The 24927-nt window shown below is 42.3% G+C and carries 19 protein-coding genes; 16 read left to right on the plus strand and 3 right to left on the minus strand.

Going from position 1 to position 24927, the window contains the following annotated elements:
* The 7 genes from obgE to Q0R88_RS25875 form a co-directional block, all read left to right on the plus strand.
* On the plus strand, positions 1 to 874 hold an 874-nt coding region (gene obgE, locus Q0R88_RS25845), incomplete at its 5' end, for a GTPase ObgE (RefSeq protein WP_295721454.1).
* 754 nt (positions 875 to 1628) lie between these two features.
* Entirely contained in the window at positions 1629 to 2732 is a 1104-nt protein-coding gene (locus Q0R88_RS25850) for an MraY family glycosyltransferase (protein WP_295721456.1), read from the plus strand.
* A gap of 108 nt (positions 2733 to 2840) precedes the next feature.
* Positions 2841 to 3848 carry a type I glyceraldehyde-3-phosphate dehydrogenase gene (gap, locus tag Q0R88_RS25855; RefSeq protein WP_295721516.1) on the plus strand — a complete coding sequence of 336 codons (1008 nt, stop codon included), beginning with the start codon at positions 2841 to 2843 and terminating at the stop codon, positions 3846 to 3848.
* A 27-nt stretch (positions 3849 to 3875) separates the two neighbouring features.
* Positions 3876 to 4310: a GNAT family N-acetyltransferase gene (locus tag Q0R88_RS25860; protein WP_295721458.1), complete on the plus strand. Its 435-nt coding sequence runs from the start codon at positions 3876 to 3878 to the stop codon at positions 4308 to 4310.
* 100 nt (positions 4311 to 4410) lie between these two features.
* Positions 4411 to 5601: a phosphoglycerate kinase gene (locus tag Q0R88_RS25865; RefSeq protein WP_295721460.1), complete on the plus strand. Its 1191-nt coding sequence runs from the start codon at positions 4411 to 4413 to the stop codon at positions 5599 to 5601.
* Between the two features lie 73 nt (positions 5602 to 5674).
* Entirely contained in the window at positions 5675 to 6103 is a 429-nt protein-coding gene (locus tag Q0R88_RS25870) for a GNAT family N-acetyltransferase (protein WP_295721462.1), read from the plus strand.
* A gap of 129 nt (positions 6104 to 6232) precedes the next feature.
* A complete protein-coding gene (locus Q0R88_RS25875; protein ID WP_295721464.1) occupies positions 6233 to 7945 on the plus strand; it encodes a GMC family oxidoreductase in 1713 nt (570 codons plus the stop codon).
* Between the two features lie 83 nt (positions 7946 to 8028).
* On the opposite strand, the gene Q0R88_RS25880 is transcribed toward Q0R88_RS25875, so the two are convergent.
* Positions 8029 to 9267, minus strand: a complete 1239-nt coding sequence (locus Q0R88_RS25880) for an endo-beta-N-acetylglucosaminidase H (RefSeq protein ID WP_295721467.1) — start codon at positions 9265 to 9267, stop codon at positions 8029 to 8031.
* A 430-nt stretch (positions 9268 to 9697) separates the two neighbouring features.
* Between Q0R88_RS25880 and Q0R88_RS25885 the strand changes: the two genes are divergently transcribed.
* The gene (locus Q0R88_RS25885; RefSeq protein WP_295721469.1) at positions 9698 to 11563 is read left to right on the plus strand and encodes a CocE/NonD family hydrolase; all 1866 of its coding nucleotides are present in this window, start codon (positions 9698 to 9700) and stop codon (positions 11561 to 11563) included.
* Between the two features lie 286 nt (positions 11564 to 11849).
* Positions 11850 to 12278 (plus strand): hypothetical protein, encoded by a 429-nt coding sequence (locus tag Q0R88_RS25890; protein WP_295721471.1) that lies wholly within the window; start codon positions 11850 to 11852, stop codon positions 12276 to 12278.
* A gap of 48 nt (positions 12279 to 12326) precedes the next feature.
* Here the strand turns inward: Q0R88_RS25890 and Q0R88_RS25895 are convergent, their stop codons facing one another.
* Positions 12327 to 13637, minus strand: a complete 1311-nt coding sequence (locus Q0R88_RS25895; RefSeq protein ID WP_295721473.1) for a polysaccharide deacetylase family protein — start codon at positions 13635 to 13637, stop codon at positions 12327 to 12329.
* A gap of 172 nt (positions 13638 to 13809) precedes the next feature.
* Here Q0R88_RS25895 and Q0R88_RS25900 point away from each other — a divergent pair, with 172 nt between their 5' ends.
* Together Q0R88_RS25900 and Q0R88_RS25905 are read left to right on the plus strand one after the other, a co-directional pair.
* Complete coding sequence (locus Q0R88_RS25900; RefSeq protein WP_295721475.1) at positions 13810 to 16272, plus strand: TonB-dependent receptor; 2463 nt, start codon at positions 13810 to 13812, stop codon at positions 16270 to 16272.
* A gap of 67 nt (positions 16273 to 16339) precedes the next feature.
* Positions 16340 to 17551, plus strand: coding sequence for a PepSY-associated TM helix domain-containing protein (locus Q0R88_RS25905; protein ID WP_295721477.1), 1212 nt, complete (start codon positions 16340 to 16342; stop codon positions 17549 to 17551).
* 485 nt (positions 17552 to 18036) lie between these two features.
* Here Q0R88_RS25905 and Q0R88_RS25910 read toward each other — a convergent pair whose 3' ends face one another.
* Entirely contained in the window at positions 18037 to 19050 is a 1014-nt protein-coding gene (locus Q0R88_RS25910; protein ID WP_295721479.1) for a methyltransferase, read from the minus strand.
* 435 nt (positions 19051 to 19485) lie between these two features.
* Here Q0R88_RS25910 and mraZ point away from each other — a divergent pair, with 435 nt between their 5' ends.
* From mraZ to Q0R88_RS25935, 5 genes are read left to right on the plus strand one after another with little or no spacing between them, the layout of a single operon-like run.
* The gene (gene mraZ, locus Q0R88_RS25915; protein ID WP_295721481.1) at positions 19486 to 19950 is read left to right on the plus strand and encodes a division/cell wall cluster transcriptional repressor MraZ; all 465 of its coding nucleotides are present in this window, start codon (positions 19486 to 19488) and stop codon (positions 19948 to 19950) included.
* Positions 19943 to 20845 carry a 16S rRNA (cytosine(1402)-N(4))-methyltransferase RsmH gene (rsmH, locus tag Q0R88_RS25920; RefSeq protein ID WP_295721483.1) on the plus strand — a complete coding sequence of 301 codons (903 nt, stop codon included), beginning with the start codon at positions 19943 to 19945 and terminating at the stop codon, positions 20843 to 20845. The genes mraZ and rsmH overlap by 8 nt, the downstream gene beginning before the upstream one ends.
* Positions 20842 to 21255: an FtsL-like putative cell division protein gene (locus Q0R88_RS25925; RefSeq protein WP_295721485.1), complete on the plus strand. Its 414-nt coding sequence runs from the start codon at positions 20842 to 20844 to the stop codon at positions 21253 to 21255. The genes rsmH and Q0R88_RS25925 overlap by 4 nt, the downstream gene beginning before the upstream one ends.
* On the plus strand, positions 21245 to 23356 hold the full coding sequence (locus Q0R88_RS25930) for a penicillin-binding protein (protein WP_295721486.1): 2112 nt from the start codon (positions 21245 to 21247) through the stop codon (positions 23354 to 23356). Before Q0R88_RS25925 ends, Q0R88_RS25930 begins: the two co-directional genes overlap by 11 nt.
* Positions 23353 to 24813 (plus strand): UDP-N-acetylmuramoyl-L-alanyl-D-glutamate--2,6-diaminopimelate ligase, encoded by a 1461-nt coding sequence (locus Q0R88_RS25935; RefSeq protein WP_295721488.1) that lies wholly within the window; start codon positions 23353 to 23355, stop codon positions 24811 to 24813. Before Q0R88_RS25930 ends, Q0R88_RS25935 begins: the two co-directional genes overlap by 4 nt.
* Positions 24814 to 24927 lie beyond the last annotated feature (114 nt).

Consider the following 24927-nt stretch of genomic DNA (forward strand, 5'->3'; position numbering starts at 1 on the left):
CGGCGGTCGTGGCGGGCATGTTATTGTAAAAGGTAACTCACAGTTCTGGACGCTGTTACACCTTAAATACCGTAAACACATCATCGCTCCCGACGGTGAATCGGGCGGAAGCTCTTTACGTACAGGAAAGAACGGTAAAGACGAAATTTTAGAAGTGCCCCTGGGCACCATAGCCAAAGATGCAGAAACCGGCGAGATACTATTCGAGATAACTAAAGACGGCGAAACCAAAATATTAACACCCGGCGGTCGTGGTGGCTTAGGCAACTGGCACTTTAAATCGGCCACGCAACAAACCCCTCGTTTTGCCCAACCAGGTGGTGAAGGAAAAGAAGTTTGGAACATATTAGAGCTAAAAGTATTGGCCGACGTTGGTTTGGTAGGATTCCCTAATGCGGGTAAATCAACCCTACTATCCGTAGTATCTGCTGCCAAGCCCGAGATTGCCGATTATGCCTTTACCACATTGGTGCCTAACCTGGGTATAGTATCTTATCGTGATAACCGTTCATTTGTAATGGCCGATATTCCGGGAATTATTGAAGGTGCTTCACAAGGGAAAGGTTTGGGATTCAGATTTTTGAGGCATATCGAACGTAACTCGGTATTGTTGTTTATGGTACCTGCCGATACAACCCGCACTATTAAAGAGGAATACGAAATATTATTGAACGAGTTGCAGGAGTACAACGCAGAACTGATGCATAAACCCCGCGTTTTGGCAGTTACCAAAATGGATTTGCTTGACGAGGAATTGCAGGCAGAAATTCAGCACGAATTACCCGCCGGAATTCCTTCTATATTCATATCATCGGTAGCACAAAAAAATCTTATGGGTTTAAAGGATCTCCTTTGGGCCGAGATAAATAAATAAACTTATCAGCCATCAAGGCGGTAGCTTTTCACCCTGTACAGTCTCCGAATAGATCCTTCGTTCCTTCCAAAAAAAATATTTTTTGTCATCCTGGAACGCAGTGAAGGATCTATTCTTCGACATGCTTCTTCGCCCTGTACAGTCTGCGAATAGATCCTTCGGTCCTCGTAAAAAAGTACTTTTTGTCATCCTGAACGCAGTGAAGGATCTGTTATTCGCCATGCTTCTTCGCTCTTTACTGTCTGCGAATAGATCCTTCGTTCCTCAGGATGACAGACTTTTTAAAAGGGCGACAAGCTCTCAAAAACGTCATTTCACTTTCAAGTTTTGCGAAATTCCATAACTCCCCATGAGTATGAACACAGAAACAACCCCCAATATGCAATTTTAAACAAGTGTGGAATAAATTCCCTTAACCGGGGATATATGCCCCGAGCGCTATGTTTTATTGCTATTGTAAATTATTGGACAATGTAGTTTAATAGGCCTGATTATGGTTCTACAGGCCGATTGGGATTAATGGTAAGGTTTATGTATCTATATTAAATCCAATGTTATTTTATTAACAAGATATGGTTGCTATGTGGGGCAGTAGTGTAGGTAATAAAAGGGTAAAGCAGGTTCAAAGCCTGCGGATTGAAGTTAAAAGCGATGCGGAAATGCATTAATATATTTAATTTCAAATTAAACCTTTATTAAGATAATTACGTACAAAGTCCAGGCTAATGAAATCGAACTGATCTAAATACCAAATATGATTGAAATTTTACATTCGTATCATTTTATTTACAACGTTTTAATAGTAGCTTTTTCAACGTTGATCACCTTGTTATCCATTCCATCCATTTTACACGTTGCGCGCTCAAGGCACCTTTATGATGATGTGGGTCATTTCAGGAAACAGCATGATCATGGTATACCGCGTTTAGGTGGGGTGGCTATTTTTGTAAGTTTTACCATTACCATTTTATTATTTAGCATAATTGATAAGGCCTTGCCTATTAGTTACCTGCTTTTGGCTTGCATCATTCTTTTTACAATGGGGCTAAAAGATGATCTTTCTGGAGTAAATTCAAGTACAAAGTTTTTTATTCAGTTTGTGGTAGCAGCTATATTGGTATTATTGGGAGATATCCGCCTAACCAGTATGTACGGCGTATTCGGTATTTTTGAGCTGCCATATATCCCAAGTGCTATATTCTCCATACTGCTTATTATGCTCATCGTTAACTCCTTTAATTTGATTGATGGTATTGATGGTTTGGCGGCAGCTACCGGTATTATAGTAAATGGTGCTTTTGCCCTGTTATTTATGTATATCCATCAATATGAGCTTGCAGCTATTTCGTTGGCTATGGTGGGCGCTGTTATTGGTTTTTTAAAGTATAATATTACACCCGCCAAAATATTTATGGGCGATACCGGCGCATTGTTAATAGGCCTTGTATCGGCGGTTATGGCAATTAAATTTATCGAGGTGAGTAAAATTACCGGTGTTGGTATACCTGTAATAAGCTTTGGCCCAGCATTAACAATGGCTGTGTTGGTAGGCCCTGTTTTTGATACTTTAAGAATGTTTACGCTCAGGATTGCTAGCGGCAAATCGCCATTTGAGGCTGATAGAAACCACATGCATCACCGTGTTTTAAGGCTGGGTCTTAATCACTTGCAAACTACCCTATGCTTATCGGTAATCAATTTATTATCAATAAGCATGGTGTTTATATTTAGTAACCTGAGTAACTCCCTGCTAATAGTTATCATATTGTTAATTTCGGTTGTATCCAACTGGGTAATAACTTTTTGCCTGCGATCAAAAGAGCGCGAAAGCCGGGCTTTACGCAATTTTTTGGCTTAAAATAAGCTTTATACAATAGTACCTTTAGTAGTTTTAGCGTCACTAAATTTCAGTTACTGGTAAATAGCCGTTCCTCTTCATTAACTTTGTGGCCTTTATAAAATAATGATGAAGATCGCCATAAATGGATTCGGCCGTATAGGTCGTATATTTTTAAGGAATATATTATCCCACACAGAAGTACAGGTTGTAGCAATTAATGATCTGACAGATACCCAAACGCTTGCGCATTTATTTAAATATGATTCTGTTCACCGGGGCTATAAAGGCCAGGTAAGTTTTGATGCCAATAACTTAATCATCAACGGACAAAAAATAAAGGTACTTGCCGAACGTGACCCGCTGTCCCTGCCCTGGAAAGATCTTGATATTGATTTGGTGATTGAAGCTACGGGGAAATTTACCTCAAAGCAAGGAGCGCAATTGCATTTAACAGCCGGAGCTAAACAGGTGATCATATCGGCCCCATCAACAGATAAAAGTGTACCCACCGTAGTACTGGCCGTTAATGACGGGCTGGTTGATCTTACATCTTCCATATTATCAAATGCATCCTGCACCACTAATAACGTGGCTGCTATGGTTAAGATTCTTGACGAAAACTGGGGTATTATTGATGGCTATATCACAACGGTGCATTCTATGACAGGCGATCAAAATCTTCACGATGCACCGCATAAGGATTTAAGGCGTGCGCGCGCCGCATCGGCTTCTATCATCCCAACAACTACGGGTGCTGCAAAAGCCATTACGGCCATATTTCCTCACCTGGAAGGCCGCCTTGGTGGTGCTGGTATCCGGGTACCGGTGCTTAACGGCTCCTTAACCGATTTTACCTGTAGCCTTAAAAAGCAGCCCACTATTGACGAAATTAATCTGGCATTTAAACAGGCCGCGTATGGCCCGATGAAAAATGTACTGGAATATACCGAAGATCCTATAGTATCAACCGATATACTTGACAATCCGCATAGCTGCATTTTTGATGCGCAGCTTACTTCAATAGTTGGCGGCCTGGTAAAGGTGGTTGGTTGGTATGATAATGAAATGGGCTACAGCAGCCGCCTTGCAGATCTTGTTGTAAAAATAGCGGCGCTAAAAACAGAAGTAGCCTAAATTTTTCATTTTTAGTATCAAAATTTAATGATAAAATTTATTGAGGTTGAGGATCTTTTATCTATCCGCAACGATGTATTACGCGAGGGCAGGCTTACATTAGATGAATGCCGTTTCCCAACAGATAAGATAGTTGGCGCTTTCCACTTAGGATATTATAAAAATGATGAACTGGCCTGCATCGTATCATTCCATCCGCAAACTTATGGCGAATTTACCGGTGTAGGTTACCAGCTGCGCGGTATGGCCACTATTGATAAATATCGGGGGCAGGGCCTGGGCAATCAATTGGTAAATTTTGCACTTACTTACCTGCGCGGACAAAAAGCAAACTATGTTTGGTGTAACGCGCGCAAAAAGGCAGCTCCTTTTTATCATAATACAGGCTTCGAGATAGTTTCAACAGAGTTTGACGTGCCCGGAATTGGGCCCCATTATGTGATGTATGTTAAATTAAAATGAAGTTTTAGCCAAAAAAGGACTCCTTTTTTACTTTTTCATTAAGAATTTAGAATAAAATGCTGAATTTGCAGCCCTCATACATAATGACCCATATAATCATATGAAAACTGTAGATCAAATTAGTTTCGCAGGCAAAAAAGCCCTAATCAGGGTTGATTTTAATGTGCCTTTGGATAAAGACTATAACATTACCGATGATAACCGGATGACCGCCGCGTTACCAACCATAAAAAAAATATTAAAAGATGGTGGCCGGGTGATCCTGATGTCGCACCTGGGCAGACCAAAAAATGGTCCAACAGATGAATTTTCATTAAAACATGTAGTAGCTCATCTGTCAGATTTGTTGGGTCAGCAGGTTGAATTTGCCGACGATTGCATTGGCGAGCAAGCTGTTGAAAAAGCAAAGAACTTAGGTAATGGCGAAGTGTTGTTATTAGAGAATCTTCGTTTTTACAAAGAGGAAGAAAAAGGCGATGTAGCCTTTGCCGAAAAACTATCAAAATTAGGTGACATATATGTGAACGATGCTTTTGGTACCGCTCACCGTGCACATGCTTCTACAGCTATTATTGCGCAGTTTTTCCCTGATGCCAAATACTTTGGCTACCTGATGGCAGCTGAGCTGGCGAATGCTGAGCGAATACTTAATGATGCTGCAAAACCTTTTACAGCCATCATGGGTGGCTCTAAGGTATCTGATAAAATAGAACTGATTGAGAAATTATTGGATAAAGTAGATAACCTGATTATTGGTGGTGGTATGGCTTATACCTTTGCAAAAGCAGATGGTGGTAGTATAGGTACCTCACTGGTAGAGGCTGATAAGCTTGACCTGGCAACTAGTCTGGTGCAAAAAGCTAAAGACAAAGGTGTAAAGCTTTATTTGCCCTTAGATAACGTAATTGCCGATGCTTTTTCAAATGATGCCAAAACCGGCGTTGCCAAAACCGGCCAAATTCCGGATGGTTGGATGGGATTGGATATTGGCCCCGAAACAGTAGCCATTTTTAGCAAGGTGGTTGAAGAATCAAAAACCATTTTATGGAACGGGCCTATGGGGGTATTTGAAATGGAAACATTTTTGGTAGGTACCAAAGCCATTGCCGAAGCGGTAGTAAAAGCAACCGAAAACGGCGCATTTTCATTAATTGGCGGTGGCGATTCGGCAGCAGCAGTTGCTAAATTCAACCTTACCGAAGAGGTAAGCTATGTATCAACCGGCGGTGGTGCATTATTGGAATACATGGAAGGTAAAGAGCTTCCGGGTGTGAAAGCTATTAACGAATAATATTTTTAGCAATATAAAAATGAAAAGTTCAGCCCTAAACGGCTGGACTTTTCGTATTTAAAAGAAAAATAAAATGATTGGTTTGCAGATCAGGGATTTTAAGGAAGATGACCGTCATGCGCTTCGGGATATTTATCTTTTAAGCCGCAGGGATACCTTTACCTGGTTTGATACTTCGGAATATGCCTTAACCGATTTTGACAAGGATACCGAAGACGAACAGATCCTGGTGGCCGACTATGGTGGCGCAGTAATTGGCTTTATATCCTGTTGGTTGCCCGATAATTTTATCCATCACCTGTTTGTTCACCCGGCTTATGTAAAGCAAGGAGCGGGCAAACTGTTGTTAAACGCCGCCATTGCAATGCTCAACAAACCCGTTACCCTTAAGTGTTTAATCCGAAATGAAAATGCGATTGCTTTTTACCGCTCGCAAGGCTGGCAAATAGAGGAAAAAGGAGATGGGAAGCCCGGCGAGTATTTTTTGATGAGCTACCGGTAAATTATATTTCGCAAAGACTTTTTGTTATATCCGCAGGCTATTATAGACAGCGATTTTTTTTTAGTTGTAAAATTATCCTAACTTGACTTTTATAAGGCGTTTTGGGATTGGTTAAAAAGCGAAATTGAGGTGAATATAAATTCAAATGGAACTGACGGGCATACTTATGATGCAATAGTAATTGGATCGGGCATAAGCGGTGGATGGGCAGCAAAAGAATTATGTGATCAGGGCTTAAAAACCCTCGTGCTTGAACGTGGGCGAAATGTTACTCATTTAAAAGATTATCCAACGGCAACAAAAGATCCTTGGGATTTTCCGCATCGTGGGCATTTGCCATTGACCGTGAAAACGGAAAACCCAATAGCCGAAAAATGTTACGCCTTTTCCGAAGCTACAAGCCATTTTTTTGTTAAAGATAAAGAACATCCCTACGTACAGGAAAAACCTTTCGATTGGATTCGCGGATATCAGGTTGGCGGCAAATCGTTGCTATGGGCCCGGCAGACCCAACGCTGGAGTAAATTTGATTTTGAGGGGCCTGCCAGGGATGGTTTTGCTGTTGATTGGCCAATCAGGTATGATGACATTGCTCCGTGGTATAGTCACGTAGAAGCTTTTGCAGGAATTGCAGGCAATAAGGATGGTTTGGAAACATTACCCGATGGTGATTTTTTACCGCCCTGGGAAATGAATGTGGTTGAAAAAACGATACAAAAAAGAATAATGGCTGCTTATCATGATCGCCATGTGGTGATTGGGAGATGCGCCCATTTAACTAAACCTAAAGATATTCACCTGCAACAAGGCAGGGGGCAATGCCAAGCCCGTAGTTTATGTGATCGGGGCTGCCCGTTTGGCGGTTATTTTAGTTCAAATTCATCAACATTACCTTGGGCTGCAAAAACAGGGAATCTCACACTTAGACCAGATTCTGTTGTACACTCCATTATTTATGATGAAAAAAAAGGTAAGGCATCAGGGGTAAAGGTAATAGATGCGCATACCAAAAAAGTAACGGAATATTATGCTAAGATCATATTTGTAAATGCAGCCACATTAAATACCAACCTTATTTTACTCAACTCAACATCATCCAGGTTTCCCCAGGGATTGGGGAATGACAACGGCCTGCTTGGTAAATACATCGCTTTTCATAATTACCGGGGATCGTTATCTGCAAGTATGGATGGTTACCTGGATAGCTATTATTACGGCAGGCGGCCTACAGCTGTTATGATGCCTAATTTTAGGAACGTATACAAACAAGAAACAGACTTTTTACGCGGGTACATGACTTTCTATACGGCAACCCGTGCAGGCTGGGGCCATCAAACCGACGCTGAACAGGTGGGAGCTAATTTTAAAGATAGTATTGCCGAAGCGGGAAACTGGGGGATTTATATGATGATGCAGGGTGAAACTATCCCGAAGGTAGAAAATATGGTGAGCCTCAATCATGACCAAAAGGATGAGTGGGGTATGCCGTTATTGTCATTTTCGGTAGATTATGACGATAATGACCTGAAATTGCTGAATGATTTTTTGCAACAAGGTGCCGAAATGCTGGATAAAGCTGGGTGTAAAAACATCACCACAAATGATAGTAAACAGGCTCCCGGGCTGGATATTCACGAGGTGGGTGGTGTACGCATGGGGAAAGATCCTAAAATATCGCTTTTAAATAATTGGAATCAGCTGCATAGCTGCCCTAATGTTTTTGTTACCGATGGCGCTTGTATGACATCTACCGGAACTCAAAATCCTTCATTAACATTTATGGCTTTAACAGCCAGGGCAGCAAATTATGCCGCCAATGAGCTAAAGAAGGGAGCGCTATAATTATTAATAATCCCCCAAAATTTATAAACGCAAAAGGGACTTTTCAAATAGTGTAACAACTACCCGAAAAGTCCCTTTTTTATTTATTGTATTTTAACCGATGTTACTACATCATTCGCGTTTGGCGATAGGGTGGTGAAATTGGCGGTATTTGCCGTACGTATCCAAGAGGTACCGGTAAAATTATCGTTGCTGTACATGGTCACCGTCCACCCGGATGGCACCGTCATTGATGATGCCCAATCATTAACAAAGCCGTAAGCCTGCAACTGCGCCAGGGTATAATTGCCTTTAGGTATAGCAGCTGTTGCAGTGCCGGCATAGTTTGTATTCTGATAAAAATTAACTCCTGTAATGGGTATGCCCGTGCTAAAAGTGGTAGCTTTACCATACAGCGCATTTGATACACTGGTTAAATAAGTATGCGAATCGGCATTCGGCAAGTTGTAATACAAGTAAATTCCATAGCTGTTATTTACAGTTTGTGTAGCCAGCGATGCCGCTGTTGATGAACTGGTACTTTGGATATCAATAGCCGCCGGCCCAAGGTTGCTTGCAGCAAGGCCGGGTACGTTTGGTACCGAGTAAGTGCCATAAATAGCATTCCAGCTGTAATCAACTTTTGAACCAACTGTTACGCCATTAAAACTTAAACGTGATGCTGCTGGTCCGTAATAGTAAAATGATATGATTTTTGTAGGCATTAACTGGCGAAGCGCCGTTACCAGGTAAACAAACGAACTGGAATTGGGCTGGCCGGTTCCGTTGGTGCCATAATCAGCATACTCATCATCAAAGTCAATCCCATCAAGGCCGTAGGTTGTAACGGCGTTACTCAGCAGCTGCGCATAGGCTGTTGCCGAAGCCTGATCTGGAAAATTGCTGATACCGGCGCCCTGGTGGTTACCCAAAATGGATAACAGTACTTTAATACCTTTTGCCTGCAAGGGCTGTATATACGTGGCTTTGTTGCTCAGTACATTGGTTACCTGTGTATTAAAAAATAGTTCGGCTTTTTGAGTTGTAGTGTTGAAGTTGATATTAGCTGCAAAAATAATAGCAATATCAAACAATTGCTGGCCGGTTGAAAGGTAGTAATTACCCACGTTACGGATATCATTATTATTCACCTCCACATAACAAACGCCTTTTGGGCCAGTTACGCCAATAGCATTGGTACTGAGTTTTGATGTAGCGCTTGATTTGATTGATTCGGATGGAGCAGGGGCGCTTTCTTTTTTACAGGCCGCATTGAGTAGTAACAATAAGCCAAATGTGGCGGTTAGCGTTTTGTTCAGGTGTAAATTAAAATTTGTTCTCATGGTTTTTGGTTGGTTTTAATTTGGTGAATAAAAATTTAGATGCTGGTTGAGCATGAAGCTGTTTCATAGGCATGTTTTTAATTGGTTGTTAACAGAGACGTATTTATAAAAGGAATTAAGCAGCGGCCATAGCGTGGTTATTGGCATAGCATTTTTGTATTTATTGAGTTTAGGTTGCCTGTACATATTTGGGAATATGTGCGGAATGAATTGGTTTGTAAAGGAATAGACAATTATTTTGAACAAGTTGCCTACAGCGTTAATTATTATTTATTAAAAATAAATATTGATTAATATAAAATATAGTAATAGTTTAAAATAAAGACTGAGGCAATCGTGTTTGTAACAAAACCAAGAGTTTTCATAAATCCGGCTTTACTGGGTTGCCCTTTTTGTTTTATTCAATTACTTTTAGGGATTAATAGATTTTATGAAAAAACTTCTCCTCATAACTTTAAGTGTTTTGCTGTCTGCATGCTGTCTGCAGGCACAGCCAAAAGGCCCGGATGCCGATTATATAAAGGCCAATTATATTAAATACGAGTACCAGGTGCCCATGCGCGATGGTAAAAAACTGTTTACATCGGTATATGTGCCCAAAGATCAAACTAAAAAATATCCTATTATGATGGATAGAACGCCCTATAGCGTTGCACCTTATGGGGTTGATCTGTATAAAGGCGGCCTGGGGCCGTCATCATTATTTGTGCATGATGGTTATATTTTTGTTTATCAGGATGTGCGCGGCCGTTGGATGAGCGAAGGCATTTTTGAAGAGATGACACCCGAAAAGGAAGTACATAAAACCAAAAATGATGTTGACGAAGGAACTGATACCTATGATACTATTGATTGGCTGTTAAAACATATCCCCAATAATACGGGTAAAGTTGGCGTTTGGGGTATCTCTTATCCCGGCTTTTATACTACAGCCGCGCTGCTAAGCCGTCACCCGGCATTGGTGGCTGCATCGCCGCAGGCCCCAATGGCCGATCTGTACCGTGATGACGCTTTTCATAACGGCGCGTTTATGCTTACTGCAAATTTTGGATTTTACCCCGGCTTTACCAACAGGCAGGACGATAAACCTACCCAGCGCCGTGGATCGAGGTTTGATGCCGGTACCGAGGATGGTTACGATTTTTTCCTGAGAATGGGCTCGGTGAAAAATACTAATGATAAATACTATAAGGATACCATCCGTTTATGGAACGAGATGTTGGATCACCCTAATTATGATCAGCATTGGAAGGATAGAAATGTGCTTTATCACCTGCACGATATTAAAACAGCTGTACTGGTTACAGGTGGATGGTATGATGCCGAAGATTTGTATGGCGCAATCAATACTTACAAAACACTGGTTAAAGAAAATCCTAAAACGCCGGTTTACTTTACCATGGGCCCCTGGGTACATGGTGGCTGGTCACGTGGCGATGGCGACCATTTGGGCGATGTTAGCTTTGGCGGCCCAACTGGTCCGTTTTACCGCGAAAAAATTGAGTTCGCTTTCTTTAGCCATTATTTAAAAGGAACAGAGTTAAGCCTGGAACCCATATCAACTTTTGAAACAGGTATTAACCAGTGGAAAACCTATAAAACATGGCCGCCGAAAGAGGCTATCGACAAAAATTTATACTTGATGCCAGGTGGCAAATTATCATTTGATGCTCCGGCTGCGGGCGAAGGCTTTGATGAATTTGTTTCGGACCCTAATAAGCCTGTTCCATTTATCAACACTATTGATAACGACATGAAAAGGGAATACATGACAGGCGATCAGCGTTTTGCTTCACAACGTCCGGACGTGTTAACTTACGAAACTGATATACTGGACAAGGATATAACGCTTGCAGGCAATATATGGGCAAACCTTAAAGTGTCAACCACGGGTACTGATGCCGATTGGATAGTTAAGGTGATTGATGTATATCCCGATTCAACAAAAAATAACAAGTTTACGGGTAAAGAAGTTTATTTATCCGGCTATCAGCAAATGGTGCGCAGTGAAGCTATGCGCGGCAAATTCCGTAATGGCTTTGATAAGCCCGAGGCCTTTGTACCCGGCAAAGTTACACCGGTTAACTTCGAGCTACAGGATGTATTGCATACATTCAAAAAAGGTCACCGCTTGATGGTACAGGTTCAAAGCACTTGGTTCCCGCTTATTGACAGGAATACCCAGCAGTTTCAGGATATTATGAAAGCCAAAGATACCGACTTTAAAAAAGCTACCCACAAGGTTTATACCTCCAAAGATGAGCCAAGCTTTTTAAAGGTTAGGGTGATGGAATAATGACCACCAAATTTCACATCAGAAGTAGTTTTGTGTTCTCCTCACGAAACTACTTCTCGATAATAGGGAGAACTCAACCGAGGGCGATAATGTTCAGATCTCGGCAACAGATCCATCCAGCCATCAAATTAAAACAGCCATCGTAAAAATAGCAGGTGGATGCGCCTGTCATATCAGCAAAGTTTCCGGACCGGATACGGTGGTTTTTGATTAGTCTGCCAGGCTAAATTCGGCTATTGCTGTAGCGTTCGTGTTTTACTCACCGTAATATCATAAACCCATTACGATGATGAAAAAAATTACATACCTGCTGTTACTTGTTACTTTCCTATCAGCGTGCAAAACCGATAAACAAAAAAACGGATGTGGCTTGCAAACTTGTACGGCCAATTATGCTTATTTAGGGATTAGGTTTATTGATAAGGAAAGTAAGCCCGTTTCGTTTTCAAATTTTACCGCTGTTAATTTACGTACCAACAAGTCCTTAACGCCGCTTCAATACCCGCCTAACATTAATATTGATTTTGTAGCCGGTTTTGTATTATTGGCTTCAGATGCCAACATCAAAGATTTTTCTACCGATGGGGATGATGTTAAAATTTCTGCAACAAATACGGCAACGAGTCAAACCAAAACAGCAACTTTAAAAATAGCAGGCGGTTGTGGCTGCCATGTAACCAAAGTTTCTGGTCCGGATAAGGTTGTGTTTGATTAAGACAATCGAGCGCTTCCCGGGCACAATTAATACATCTTTATAAAAGGTTTATAGTTTTGTTATAACCACAGGTATGTTGGCTTTTGCCTGGTAAAGTAGGTAGTCGCCTTTATTATCCGTCATAAATTTAACGTCAATTTTTTTACTGTTCTGCATAACGCCCACTTTTCTCCATCCTGCAGGCAAATAAGTTTTAAGCGTAAGGGGGATATCATAAAAACGCTTATCCAGCGGGTGGCTAACTTTTATAGTCAATTTACCATTGACAACACCGGTGGTCAGGTTTGCGCTTTTTCGTTCGCGTATGTATTTGGTGACATCGGCAAAGGTGGCAATCCAAAGCTTGTCTTCGTGATTTTTGATGTAGGTGAAATATTCCGTAAGTTCTGTAGCAGGCAGGGCTTCCCAGCCAATTCCTTCTACACCGTGATGAGTAAGCACCAGCCATGTATCGTGTCGGTTCATGGTAGTATCAACCCAGGCCTTCATCATTGGCAGTGGCGTTTTGGTGGTAGCACCGCGCTGGTATTGCACGTACTCTTTATCAGTATTGCCGGGTGTATCTTTGTTGCCGCGGCTTATTTCCTTTAGCCAGGGCTCGGGCATGCGGTTACGCAGGGCGGGATAAACCTTGCTTAGATAACTCACGGCGCGTTCATTTTCGGTTCCAAATGGGCCTTCGGCGCTAAAAGTATAACGCAGGCCCAGGTTGTGCAAAATATCCAGCCTGCTTTTTTCCATCTCGTACATGATGTTTGGTTCATCAAGCGCGGCCAGGCGGGGATGGGTTATCATGTGGCTGGCAAACTCATGCCCCTGGGCGGCGAACTTTTTAATCTCGGGCCAGGTTGTACCGTTCGCATCATTATATTCGGTGTTATGTTCGATGCCGGGTTTAAAATCGCCATGGCGTACTTTGCTGTATAGATCGTCAATCACTTTATAAGCCGCTTCGGGCTTGTTATCATCAATTAATGAGCCGGCTTTGTAATGGTAATCCAGCGTGCCAACAAGCCCTAAATAACCGGCCGCCGAAGCGCGTTCATAAAAATTGGTTTTATTGGTGGGTATAGTTGCTGTTTCTGAAATGATCTCTTTTACTGGTCGGCCAATAAACTTACCATGATATTGCGAGCCGGGTATCTGCCCGGTAATAATAAAAAAAGTGCCTTTGATATTAAGCTTGTTCAGGATAGGGATCGCTATTTTAAATTGGTTGATAGAGCCATCATCCCAGGTAATGGAAACCGCGCCATTACGGCCGTACTGCCAGGGTGTTATCTCCGTTTTGCCCGGCTGTGCTTTTAAATAACTTGTAAATGCCAGCGAAACAATAAAAACGAGTAGTGACTTTTTCATAACAATAGGTTTATGAGGCTAATATAATCAGAAGATAAAGGCTTTAGGGGCGTGTAACGAAATAGTTATCCCATTGACTCAGGCTAATGTTATTTAAACTAATTCTAAATAAAACTTGCAGAAAAGAAATGTCTTCTTATTTTTGCGCTTAATTAGACTTAATATAAATAGAATGGCAAACAAATTACATAACTACCTGCAAAAATTCACACTCCTAGTTTTATTTGTTTTTATAAATATCCTCACTTTAAAGGCCGATGACGATGGCAATAACGGTAAGATAAGCGGTTTTGTTAAAACCAACGATGGCAAACCGGCCTCTCTTGTTAATGTAGCCATAAAAGGGCTTAACAAAAGTACTGTTACCATTGATGACGGATCATTTACTTTCTTTAATATAAAACCAGGTACTTATACATTGGTGATTAGTTTTATAGGTACCAAAAGTGCCGAGCAGGCAGTTACCGTTATTGCCAATCAAACTACCCGTGTAAGCATTACGCTGAACGAAAGCGCATCGCAGCTCGATGAGGTGATCATAGCATCCACAAAAACTATTAACCGTAAAACGCTAAGCGCAGGCAAGATGAACGTAGCACCTATGGATCTTCCGCAAAGTGCTATGGTTATCAGCAGTAACACACTTGTTCAGCAACAATCCATTCGTTTAAGCGATGTGATCAGGAATGTTAATGGAGTTTACCTGTACACTGCACGCGGCAATACCCAGGAAACATTTGGCGCAAGGGGATATAATTTTTCAAGCACCAATATGTTCAAAAACGGGTTTCGTATTAACTCTGGCGTAGTACCGGAAGTGAGCTCTTTAGATCGTATTGAGGTTTTAAAAGGCAGCGCGGCTTTATTATACGGCAACGTAGCACCAGGTGGTATCTTAAATATGGTTACCAAAAAGCCATTGTTTGAACAAGGCGGCAAGGTATCTATGACTTATGGCAGCTATGACCTGTATCGTCCTTCGTTTGATGTTTATGGTCCTATATCTTCTAAACTGGCGTACCGCGTGAATGGTACTTATGAAAAAGCAAATAGCTTCCGCGATCATGTAAAATCCGAAAGGGAATATATCAATCCTTCGTTCCTGTATAAAGTAAGCGATAAAACAACCATCATTGTTGAAGGTGACTACCTGAATTATAATTTTACCCCCGATTTTGGTACCGGCCAAATTAATAACGTAATAGCCAATGTACCACGTAACCGTTACCTGGGCGCATCATGGTCAACCGGTAATACCAAGCAAAGTACAGCCACTGCTACTATAAATCACCAGATAAATAGCTTATGGCAAATAAGCGGAGGTATCAATTACCAGCACTTTAACAGGCAGTACCAAACAACAGAGCGTGTATTGCCAAATGCAACCGGCGATTGGGGCCGTACCCTTAACCGTGCAAAAACACTGGAAGATTATTATACTGGTCAGTTTAATGTTACCGGCCAGTTCAATACAGGTTCTATCAAACACAATATTTTAGTAGGGGTTGATGCGGATAGGTATAACAATACAGCTTACACCTATGTGGCTACGGTTAATAAGGTTTCGAGCTACTGGGATCAAGGTACTACTATAAAATCAGCTGTTTATGACACTATTAATATTTTTAATGTAGATAAATATAACCTGCGCACAGATAAGCCTGTGATGAATCCTTTTTATAGCATCCTAACAAAAACCAACCGTTTTGGCGCTTACTTTAATGACCTCATCAGTGTATCTGATAAAGTAAAAGTACTTGCGGGTATCCGTTGGTCATACCAGTATATTGCACCAACTGCGGTTACTAATTATTATTTACCGGCTTTGGCTGCGCCTGCATCAAGCAAAACAGATAAAGCATTTTCGCCAAGGGTTGGTATAGTGTATAAACCAATAAACAACACATCACTGTTTGCCAGTTACTCCAATTCTTTTATAACCAATACAGGTACAGATGTTAACAACAATCCCCTGTCTCCATCATTGGTTGATCAGTTTGAGGCCGGCATAAAAAATGATTTCCTGAATGGTAATCTGGCGATAAATGTAACTGCATACCGTATTATCAATAATAACCTTGCGCAAACAGCGCCATTTTTGGCCGATGGTACAACGGTAAACATCAATACCAATATTAAAGAGCTTGTTGGCCAAACCAAAAGTGATGGTGTGGAGCTTGATATTGCCGGGCACCCTGTTAAAGGTCTTGATCTGTTGGCCGGTTATAGCTATACCAACGCGCGTTATTCAAAAACTTCAACTTCTGTGGGCAGTAATATAGCAGGGCAACCGTTAATTAATGTGCCAAAGCATACCGCCAATGCCAGCGCATTTTATAATTTCTATAATGGAGATCTGCGTGGTTTTAAAGTGGGGGCTTCAGTGTATTATTTAGGTAACCGCATTGCAGGGAATGCTAATACAGTGGGGCAGTCACAAACTATATCAAGGCTGGTTAACGTATCTGGCTTTACCACTGTTGATGCATCAGTAGGATATACTTATAAAAAGATCTCCATTATCGGTAAGGTATCTAATATCGGTAATGTGTTAAATTATAACGTGCATGAAAATTACAGCATCAACCCAATTCCTCCGAGACAGTTTTTAACTACCCTGGCATATAGCTTTTAATAAATTTGCAAAATAAATTTAAAGCCGGGATGTGCTTAGGCATACCCGGTTTTTGTAATAAAAAATTATGAAGGTATTTTTCCGCACCATACACCTTTACCTAAGCCTTGCGGCAGGTATTATCATTTTTTGCTCATGCTTTACGGGTACCCTGCTGGTTTTTGAAAAGGAGATAGAGCATACGCTGCACCCCAAGCGGTACTATGTGGAAGCACAGCAAGTACGAATGCCTTTAGCGCAGCTGATAAAAAGTACTTTAAAGCAAATGCCAAAAGCTAGGTTTGCTTCGGCTATGGTTTATGGCGACGCCCGCAGAACTGTAGAAATTGGTTTAATAGTGCCCGGGAATAAAGACAAAAAGGAGAAGCCGGCCCAGGCAGATGGAAAAAAACATGCAGGCGCACCGGGTAAAGCAGCTAAGGATGGCAAAGATAGCGGCAAGCCCAATTTAACTGTTTTTGTAAATCCGTATACCGGCCAGGTAACGGGCGAATATAACCGCAGGCAAACGTTCCTGTATAATGTTGAGATGTTTCACCGGTTTTTGTTAGCCGGGAAGGATAGTGTTGGCGATTGGATAGTTGGAATCTCTACCTTGATTTTCCTGTTCATACTCATAACCGGAGTAGTGTTATGGTGGCCAAAAACTAAAAACATTATGCGCCAAAGGCTAAAAATAAAGTGGGATGGCAGCACTAAACGACTGGTGCATGATCTGCATATAGTTACCGGCTTTTACACTTCGGTTTTTTTAATCATCATTGTTTTAACCGGGTTAATCATGACGTTTAAATGGGCCAACCAGGCATTGTTTGCCATTACAGGTTCAAAGCTTGAAAAAGAGCAGCCTAAGTCGCCACAGTCAAAATACCAGGCGGGGGTTGAGGCCTTAACTGTTGATGCCGCATTGCAAAATGTAGCAGCTAAAACCCAATCGGCCGAATACTATACCGTGCGCATACCAAAAGATTCCACCGGAACTTACAGTGTTAATATTTTAGCCCAGGGTGCTATTGAAAACACGGGTGATACTTATTATATAGATCAATATAGCGGTAGCCTGGCTGGCTCGCAAACGTTTGCTTCCAAAAATTTAGGGCAGCGGGTACGGGCATTGGTAAAACCCGTGCATACCGGTTCGGTATATGGTTTGCCAACCAGGATCATTAGTTTTATAATATGTTTACTATCGTTGATATTCCCGGTTACCGGGATAATGATGTGGCTTAACCGCACAAAGAAAAAGAGTAAACAGGTAAGTAAGCTGGCTTTGGTATAGCTGGGACCTTATCGGCGTTTGGTTCATCGCTGTAAGTATTCAGAAAGTTTTGTTAACGTTTTTCTATTCCCTCCCAACGGGAGGGGTGCGGCCGAAATGCGCGCAATGGCAGGGAGGGGTTTTACCGACATGCCATCTTCAGCGGTACTTGAACGCCTGATCTAACCCCTACCTTCCCTTCCCCGAGGAAGGAATCGCACATTGCCCCCGATTTTTATATCTTCCGAAGGCCTATGGTAACCACATCATAGGCCTTCAGAAAGTTTTGTTAACGTTTTTTTTAATTCCCTCCCAACGGGAGGGGTGTGGTTGGAATGCGAGCAATGGCAGGGAGGGGTTTCGCCGACATGCCATCCGTAGCGGTACTTGAACGCCTGATCTAACCCCTTCCTCCTCCTTCCCCGAGGAAGGAATCACACATTGCCCCCGCTTTTTATATCTTCCGAAGGCCTATACTCAGGACACAAACATATAGGTTATACATACTATTTGCTTACCCCTTCTATAATACTAAAGGGCGACATCGTTGGTATTATCCTGGTTAAATGGAAACCTCCATTATCAAACAATTGCCTGTATTCATTTTCTGTTCGTTCGCAGCCGGGGAGATATTGCAGCATTTGTAAATCAAGGAGTTTTGCGGGCGATGGTTCATTTCCTTCGGGTACTACCATTTCTACCACCAGTACCTTGCCTCCATCGGCCATGGCTTTGCGGCAATTTTGGAGCAAAGTAATACATTGCTCATCATTCCAATCGTGAATAATATGTTTCATGATGTAGGCATCGCAACCTGCCGGTACATTTTCAAAAAAATTGCCGCCTACCAAATCACACCTGTCTGATACACCATGGGCCACTAATAGCTTTCTTGCTTCCGAAACGATAGCCGGCCTGTCATACAGCACACCTTTTACTGTTTCATATTTGGCAAGGATGGATGCCAGTAAAAAACCATGCCCGCCACCTACATCAGCCAGCAGTTTTATGGACGAAAAATCATAGCCATTCACTACAGCTACACTCGAAAAGGCACTATTGCTTGTCATGGCATCATTAAATACCCGGCCGGCTTTCTCGTTGCTCCAGAAATAATCAAAGGCGGGCATGCCATGCACTTTTTCAAAAGAAGGCTTCCCGGTTTTTACGCTATAGGGTAATTCTGCCCAGGTTTGGAATTGCCAATCGGTAGTGATCATTTCTGCAAAAGCCCGTAAACTGCCCGGCGCATCGCTTAATAAAGGCTCAGCCAAAGGAGTAAGTGAAAATCTTTTTTCAGCATCTTCGGAAAAGACGCCCACACTGGCACAAGCCCGCAATACCCGGTAAAGAGAACGGGCATGAACACTTGTTTGCCGTGCTAATTCTTCCGCTGTTTTTGCTCCGTCTTTTAAAAGATCGGCAATGTGCAGTTCCGCGCTTACACCAATGGCACGTGAAACAGCAAAACCAAAAAGCAATTGCATTAACTGAACTGGGGGAGGGGTTTCTTGTGTCATAAGAGGTTGTTTTATAATGATATAGCAATTTACAATAAGTTTTTGGTTAGTGAATGATCAAAAAATATAACAACTGTTTCCCTGCGCTCTGAAGCGGATTGCGGGTTTCTCTATGAAGCGATATAACAGGGCAAAAGCAAAACGAATTTTACCGCTGCATGCTGGCAGTTAACTACCTATGTTCGGGTCTGATCGCGAAAAGGTACGCATCGGCTTGCCTGGATTATCTATTTAATAATCAGGTTGTTGTGTGAATGAGGTGATTGTTTGATATCAGGAGCTATAATCTTTAACCAGGCGGCCGCCCGTTTTTTTGCATTTGCGAGCACAGCCTTAAACCCACTAAAAATGTTGAAAACTTTTTGGTGGTAGAAAGTGGTAAAAAGTGGTAAAAGAAAATTACTTTTACCTATTAAATTAAGCCATAGTCTAATAATGCCGCATTTAACCGGAGAATTTGAATGTAAACTGGATACCAAAGGGCGGATGATGATCCCAGCGGGCCTCAAAAAGCAGCTTCCTGAAGCTGACGGAGAGGGCCTTATGATCAATCGCGGCCTGGAGAAGTATTTGGTTATTTACACAAAATCCGAATGGGACAAAAGACTGGATGAATTAAGCAAACTTAACGAATACGACAGACAAAATCTGCGTTTCATAAGATATTTCACCGGTGGCGCGACGGCTTTGATGCCAGATGCGGCCGGCCGCGTACTGTTGCCAAAGGGTTTGCTTGAATTTGCAGGCATTGGCAGCGATGTAGTGTTAACGTGTGTATTGAACAAAATTGAAGTGTGGGATAAGGCTGCCTATACTGACATGATAAATAATGAGCCCGATAATTTTGCCGAGTTGGCAGAGGCGGTAATGGGTAGTAAAGCAAGGAGGATAGATGAGTGAGTACCATACACCGGTAATGTTGCAGGAATGCATCGAAGGACTTGATATCAAAAAGGATGGCACTTATGTGGACGTAACTTTTGGTGGCGGTGGTCATTCGCGCGAGATCATGAAGCATTTAGGGCCCGAAGGGACATTGCTTGCTTTTGATCAGGATGCTGATGCGCAGCAAAATGCAATTGATGATGAGCGGTTTGTTTTAATCGATCAGAATTTTAGGTATTTGAAGAATTTTTGTCGCCTGCATGGCGCTATACCGGTTGATGGCATTCTGGCCGATCTGGGTGTATCATCATACCAGTTTGACCAGGCCGAGCGCGGTTTTTCTATCCGCTTTGATGCCGAGCTGGATATGCGCATGAATCAGCTGGGCGACTTGACGGCTAAAGATGTTGTAAATAACTATACAGGTGCCGAGCTGCACCGCATTTTTGGCATTTACGGCGAGATTCAGAATGCGAAATCGCTGGCCGAAACTATTGTTACCGCAAGGCTTAACGCACCTATAGTAACTATAGCCGATTTAAAGAACGCGATAAGTGCACGCATCCCGAAGGGAAAAGAGAATAAATACCTGGCCCAGGTTTTCCAGGCGCTGCGTATTGAGGTTAACCAGGAGCTGGAAGCCTTAAAGGAATTTTTGGTACAGGCAGCTGACATATTGGCTGTTGGCGGTAGGCTGGTAGTTATGAGCTATCATTCACTGGAAGACAGGCTGGTGAAAAATTTCATAGCTAAAGGTAAATTCAGCGGAGAAGTAGAGAAAGACTTATACGGTAACAATAATAAACCGCTTGATGCCGTAAGCCGCGGGGCTATCACAGCATCGGCGGAGGAGATCAGTAACAATAACAGGGCACGGAGCGCTAAATTAAGAATAGCTGTAAAAAGATGACCAATCGTTTGCGTACAGAAATTCAGGAGGAGGAAGAAGAAGCGGAAGACCTTGTTGTGGAGGAAAAACCCAAACGGGAAATTCCTGACAACTTTTTTACGCAATTTTTCACCAAACGTTTTATTAGTAGCGAAAAGGCTACTAACGCATTACCATTTGTGTTGTTCCTGGCTTTTTTAGGGATGGTGTACATTGGCAATATGCACCTTGCCGAAAAAACTATCCGTGATATTGATGATCTCACAAAAGAGGTAAAAGAGCGTGGTTGGGATTTTAAAACCACCAAAGCCGACATGGCTTTTAAAAGTACATTAACCGAAGTGGCCAAACGTGCTGATACCATTGGGATCAGGCAATCTGTTGAGCCGCCGAAGAAGATAACTGTGAAGGAGGAGAAGGATGAAAATTAGAACCAATATACTGCTGAGGGTGTACATCGCCTTTGGCCTGATATTGTTTTTCGCGTTTGCGGTTGTGGTGCAGCTTTGCCGGGTTCAGTTTGTACAGGGTGCAAAGTGGAGGGCTAAGGCTGTTAATATGTCTGCGCAATTCAGGGATGTTGAAGCGGCACGCGGTAATATTTTTTCTGAAGATGGCAGCCTGTTGGCTACATCGGTACCTGAGTATGAGTTGCACATGGATATGCTGGCCGGCGGTATTGCTGCTGACAGTGTTTTTAATGATAATGTTGATATACTGGCGGCAAACTTATCCAAAATGTTTGGCGACAGAACTCCCCGTGAATATTCAAGGGTGCTGCGTGATGCCCGAAAGGACGGTTCGCGGTACCAGTTATTAAGGCGCAGGGTAACTTACCAGGAGTTAAAAAAGATCCGCGAGTTCGCGATATTTAAAAGCAGGAAAACCAAGAACTGCCTGATTGTATTACAGCAGAACAGGCGTATACTACCCTTCCATTCATTGGCTGCCCGTACCATCGGTTATAAAAACGAGAATGTAAAAAACCCGGTAGGGCTTGAAGGTGCCTATTCCTCTTATATCAATGGCGAAAATGGCAGGCGTTTAATGCAGCGGATTCCCGGTGGTACCTGGATGCCTGTAAATAATGATGAGGACGAAATAGCCGCGAAAGACGGAGCTGATATTATATCAACCATTAATGTAAACTTCCAGGAGATAGCCCAGGCTGCTCTTTTACGTCAATTGGATTCAAGCGCGGCCGATCATGGTTGCGTGGTGTTAATGGAAGTGGCCACCGGCGAAGTACGTGCTATTGCAAACTTTACAAGATCAAAAGATGGTTTGTACCAGGAAAAAATGAACTATGCCATCAGCAATGCTATTGACCCGGGTTCAACCTTTAAGCTGGCATCGTATATGACCCTGCTTGATCAGCATAAACTGGATACCAGCACTGTTGTGAATGCAGAGGGAGGTAAATACAAATTTCCAAAAGGCCCAACCATTACCGATACGGAACATGATAACTATGAAATGAGTGTTAAACGCGCTTTTGAAGAGTCATCAAATGTGGCGGCGGCAAAACTGGTTTATAGTAACTATAAGGATAACCCATGGCAGTTTATCAATAAGCTGTATAGCTATCATTTAAATGAGAAACTGGGATTGCAGATTCAGGGTGAAGGCAGGCCAGTCATAAAAAATCCATCAAACCGCAGCTGGAACAAATATTACACCCTGCCCGAAATGGCCTATGGATATGAAATGAACATTACGCCTTTGCAGATGCTCACTTTTTACAATTCGGTAGCTAATAACGGCAAAATGATAGCGCCAATTTTTGTGCGCGAAATTCGTAGAATGGGTAATACCATTGAGCAGTTTAAAGCGAGGGTAATTACAGATAATGTATGCTCTGATGTTACACTGGGCAAAGTAAAAGGTATGCTTGAAGGTGTAGTACTTAATGGTACGGGTAAAAACGTAATCAAGAATAAACTATATAGTGTAGCTGGTAAAACAGGTACTGCACAGGTTGCGGATGGCACAAAAGGATACAAGATGAAAAGGTACCAGGCCTCATTTTGCGGGTATTTTCCAGCTGATCGACCTAAATATTCTATGATAGTGGTTATTAATAACCCTACCAGGGGCTCATACCTGGCAGCAAAAGTTGCTGGTCCGGTGTTTAGGCAGGTTGCCGATATGGTTTATGCCAATGATATGGAAATAAACCAACCCGCGCCGGTAAGGTTTGTAGGCAATACATCAATGCCTAAAGTAAAGCAGGGTAACTTAAAAGCATTAAAGCATGTGTACAGTAAATTGGGTGTAAAACCACTTTACGCATCTGCAAATGCGGCAAATAACGGTGTTGATACCAGTAACGGTATTCCGTTTGAGGAAGTAAGATTTAAAGAAGGTACCGTTCCGGCAGTAACCGGAATGGGCTTAAGCGATGCCTTGTATGTTTTGGGCAATGCAGGTTATAAAGTAACGGTACGCGGCAGCGGCATGGTAACCACACAATCGGTTACTGGCGGCAGTTTAATACCAAAGGGTTCACGCATAACAATTGAATTGCAATGAGGTATTTAAGTGATTTATTGGATGGATTAGCCTTTACAGAACTGCAGGGCAGTGCCGATGTGGAAATATCTTCGGTAGCTTTTGATTCGAGGCAGGTAACTCCGGGTTCGTTGTTTGTTGCCGTAAAGGGAACTCTGGTGGACGGGCACGATTACATTCAGCAGGCGATTAAAAAAGGAGCTATAGCGGTTATCTGCGAAGATCTGCCCGCGCATACAGCAGGTGAGGTTGATTTTTTAATGGTTGCTGATTCTGGTAAAGCATTAAGCTTGGTTGCGGCCAATTTTTATGGTAATCCATCGGCACAGTTAAAACTGGTAGGCATCACCGGCACCAACGGTAAAACAACTATTGCTACCTTATTATATCAATTGTTTCGTGATCTGGGGTATAAATGCGGTTTGTTATCAACGGTAGAAAACCAGATCAATGGCCAGGTGATCCCGTCTACACATACTACCCCTGATCCTATTGAGCTTAACCGCTTGTTGGAAGAAATGGTAGCACAGGGTTGTGATTATTGCTTTATGGAAGTGAGCTCGCACGCGGTGGCGCAGCATAGGATAGCCAATCTTCAGTTTTCGGGCGGTGTATTCACCAACCTTACACATGATCATTTAGATTACCATAAAACCTTTGATAGCTATTTAAAGGCTAAAAAGACATTCTTTGATGGTTTGCCTAAAAGTGCTTTCGCCCTTACCAACAGTGACGATAAAAATGGCAACGTGATGCTGCAAAATACCCTGGCCCACAAAAAAGCCTACGGATTAAAAAGCATGGCAGATTATAAGGCCCGGATCCTTGAAAATCAGTTTGGTGGCCTGCTTTTGCACATAGATAGCGAGGAAGTTTGGTTTAAAATGGTAGGTACCTTTAACGCTTACAACCTGCTTGCTGTGTATGCTACAGCCATGTTGTTGGAGCAGGACAAAGCCAAAGTACTAACCAGCCTGAGTAAATTAACAGGTGCCGAAGGTCGCTTTGAGTATATAGTAGCACCAAATAAAGTAATAGGTATAGTTGACTATGCCCACACGCCTGATGCTGTACAAAACGTGCTGAGTACCATACACGATATCCGCAAGGGTACCGAAAAGGTAATAACTGTTATTGGATGCGGTGGCGATAGGGATAAAACCAAGCGTCCTATTATGGCTCGTGTAGCCAGTGAGTGGAGCGATAAAGTGATCCTTACCTCTGATAATCCCCGTTCGGAAGATCCGGCCCAGATTATTAAAGATATGATTGAAGGCGTTGACCCGGCATTTAAAAGGCATACCGTAAGTATTGTTGACAGAAGAGAGGCCATTAAAACCGCCTGCATGCTGGCTCAACCTGGTGATATTATTTTAGTAGCCGGCAAAGGCCACGAAAAATACCAGGATATAAACGGAGTGAAAAATCACTTTGATGATATGGAAGAATTGGAAGAGCAGTTTAAATTGTTATTGTAATTGTCGGAATCAGAATTTTTCACTTGTTGTTTGTTTCGACGGTGTTCAAGAAGGCGTTGCCGTTAACAGAATTAAAAAATTAACAGAATCAATGATTCACCTTTAATCGGTGAA

The sequence above is a fragment of the Mucilaginibacter sp. genome (assembly GCF_025362475.1).
GTDB lineage: Bacteria > Bacteroidota > Bacteroidia > Sphingobacteriales > Sphingobacteriaceae > Mucilaginibacter.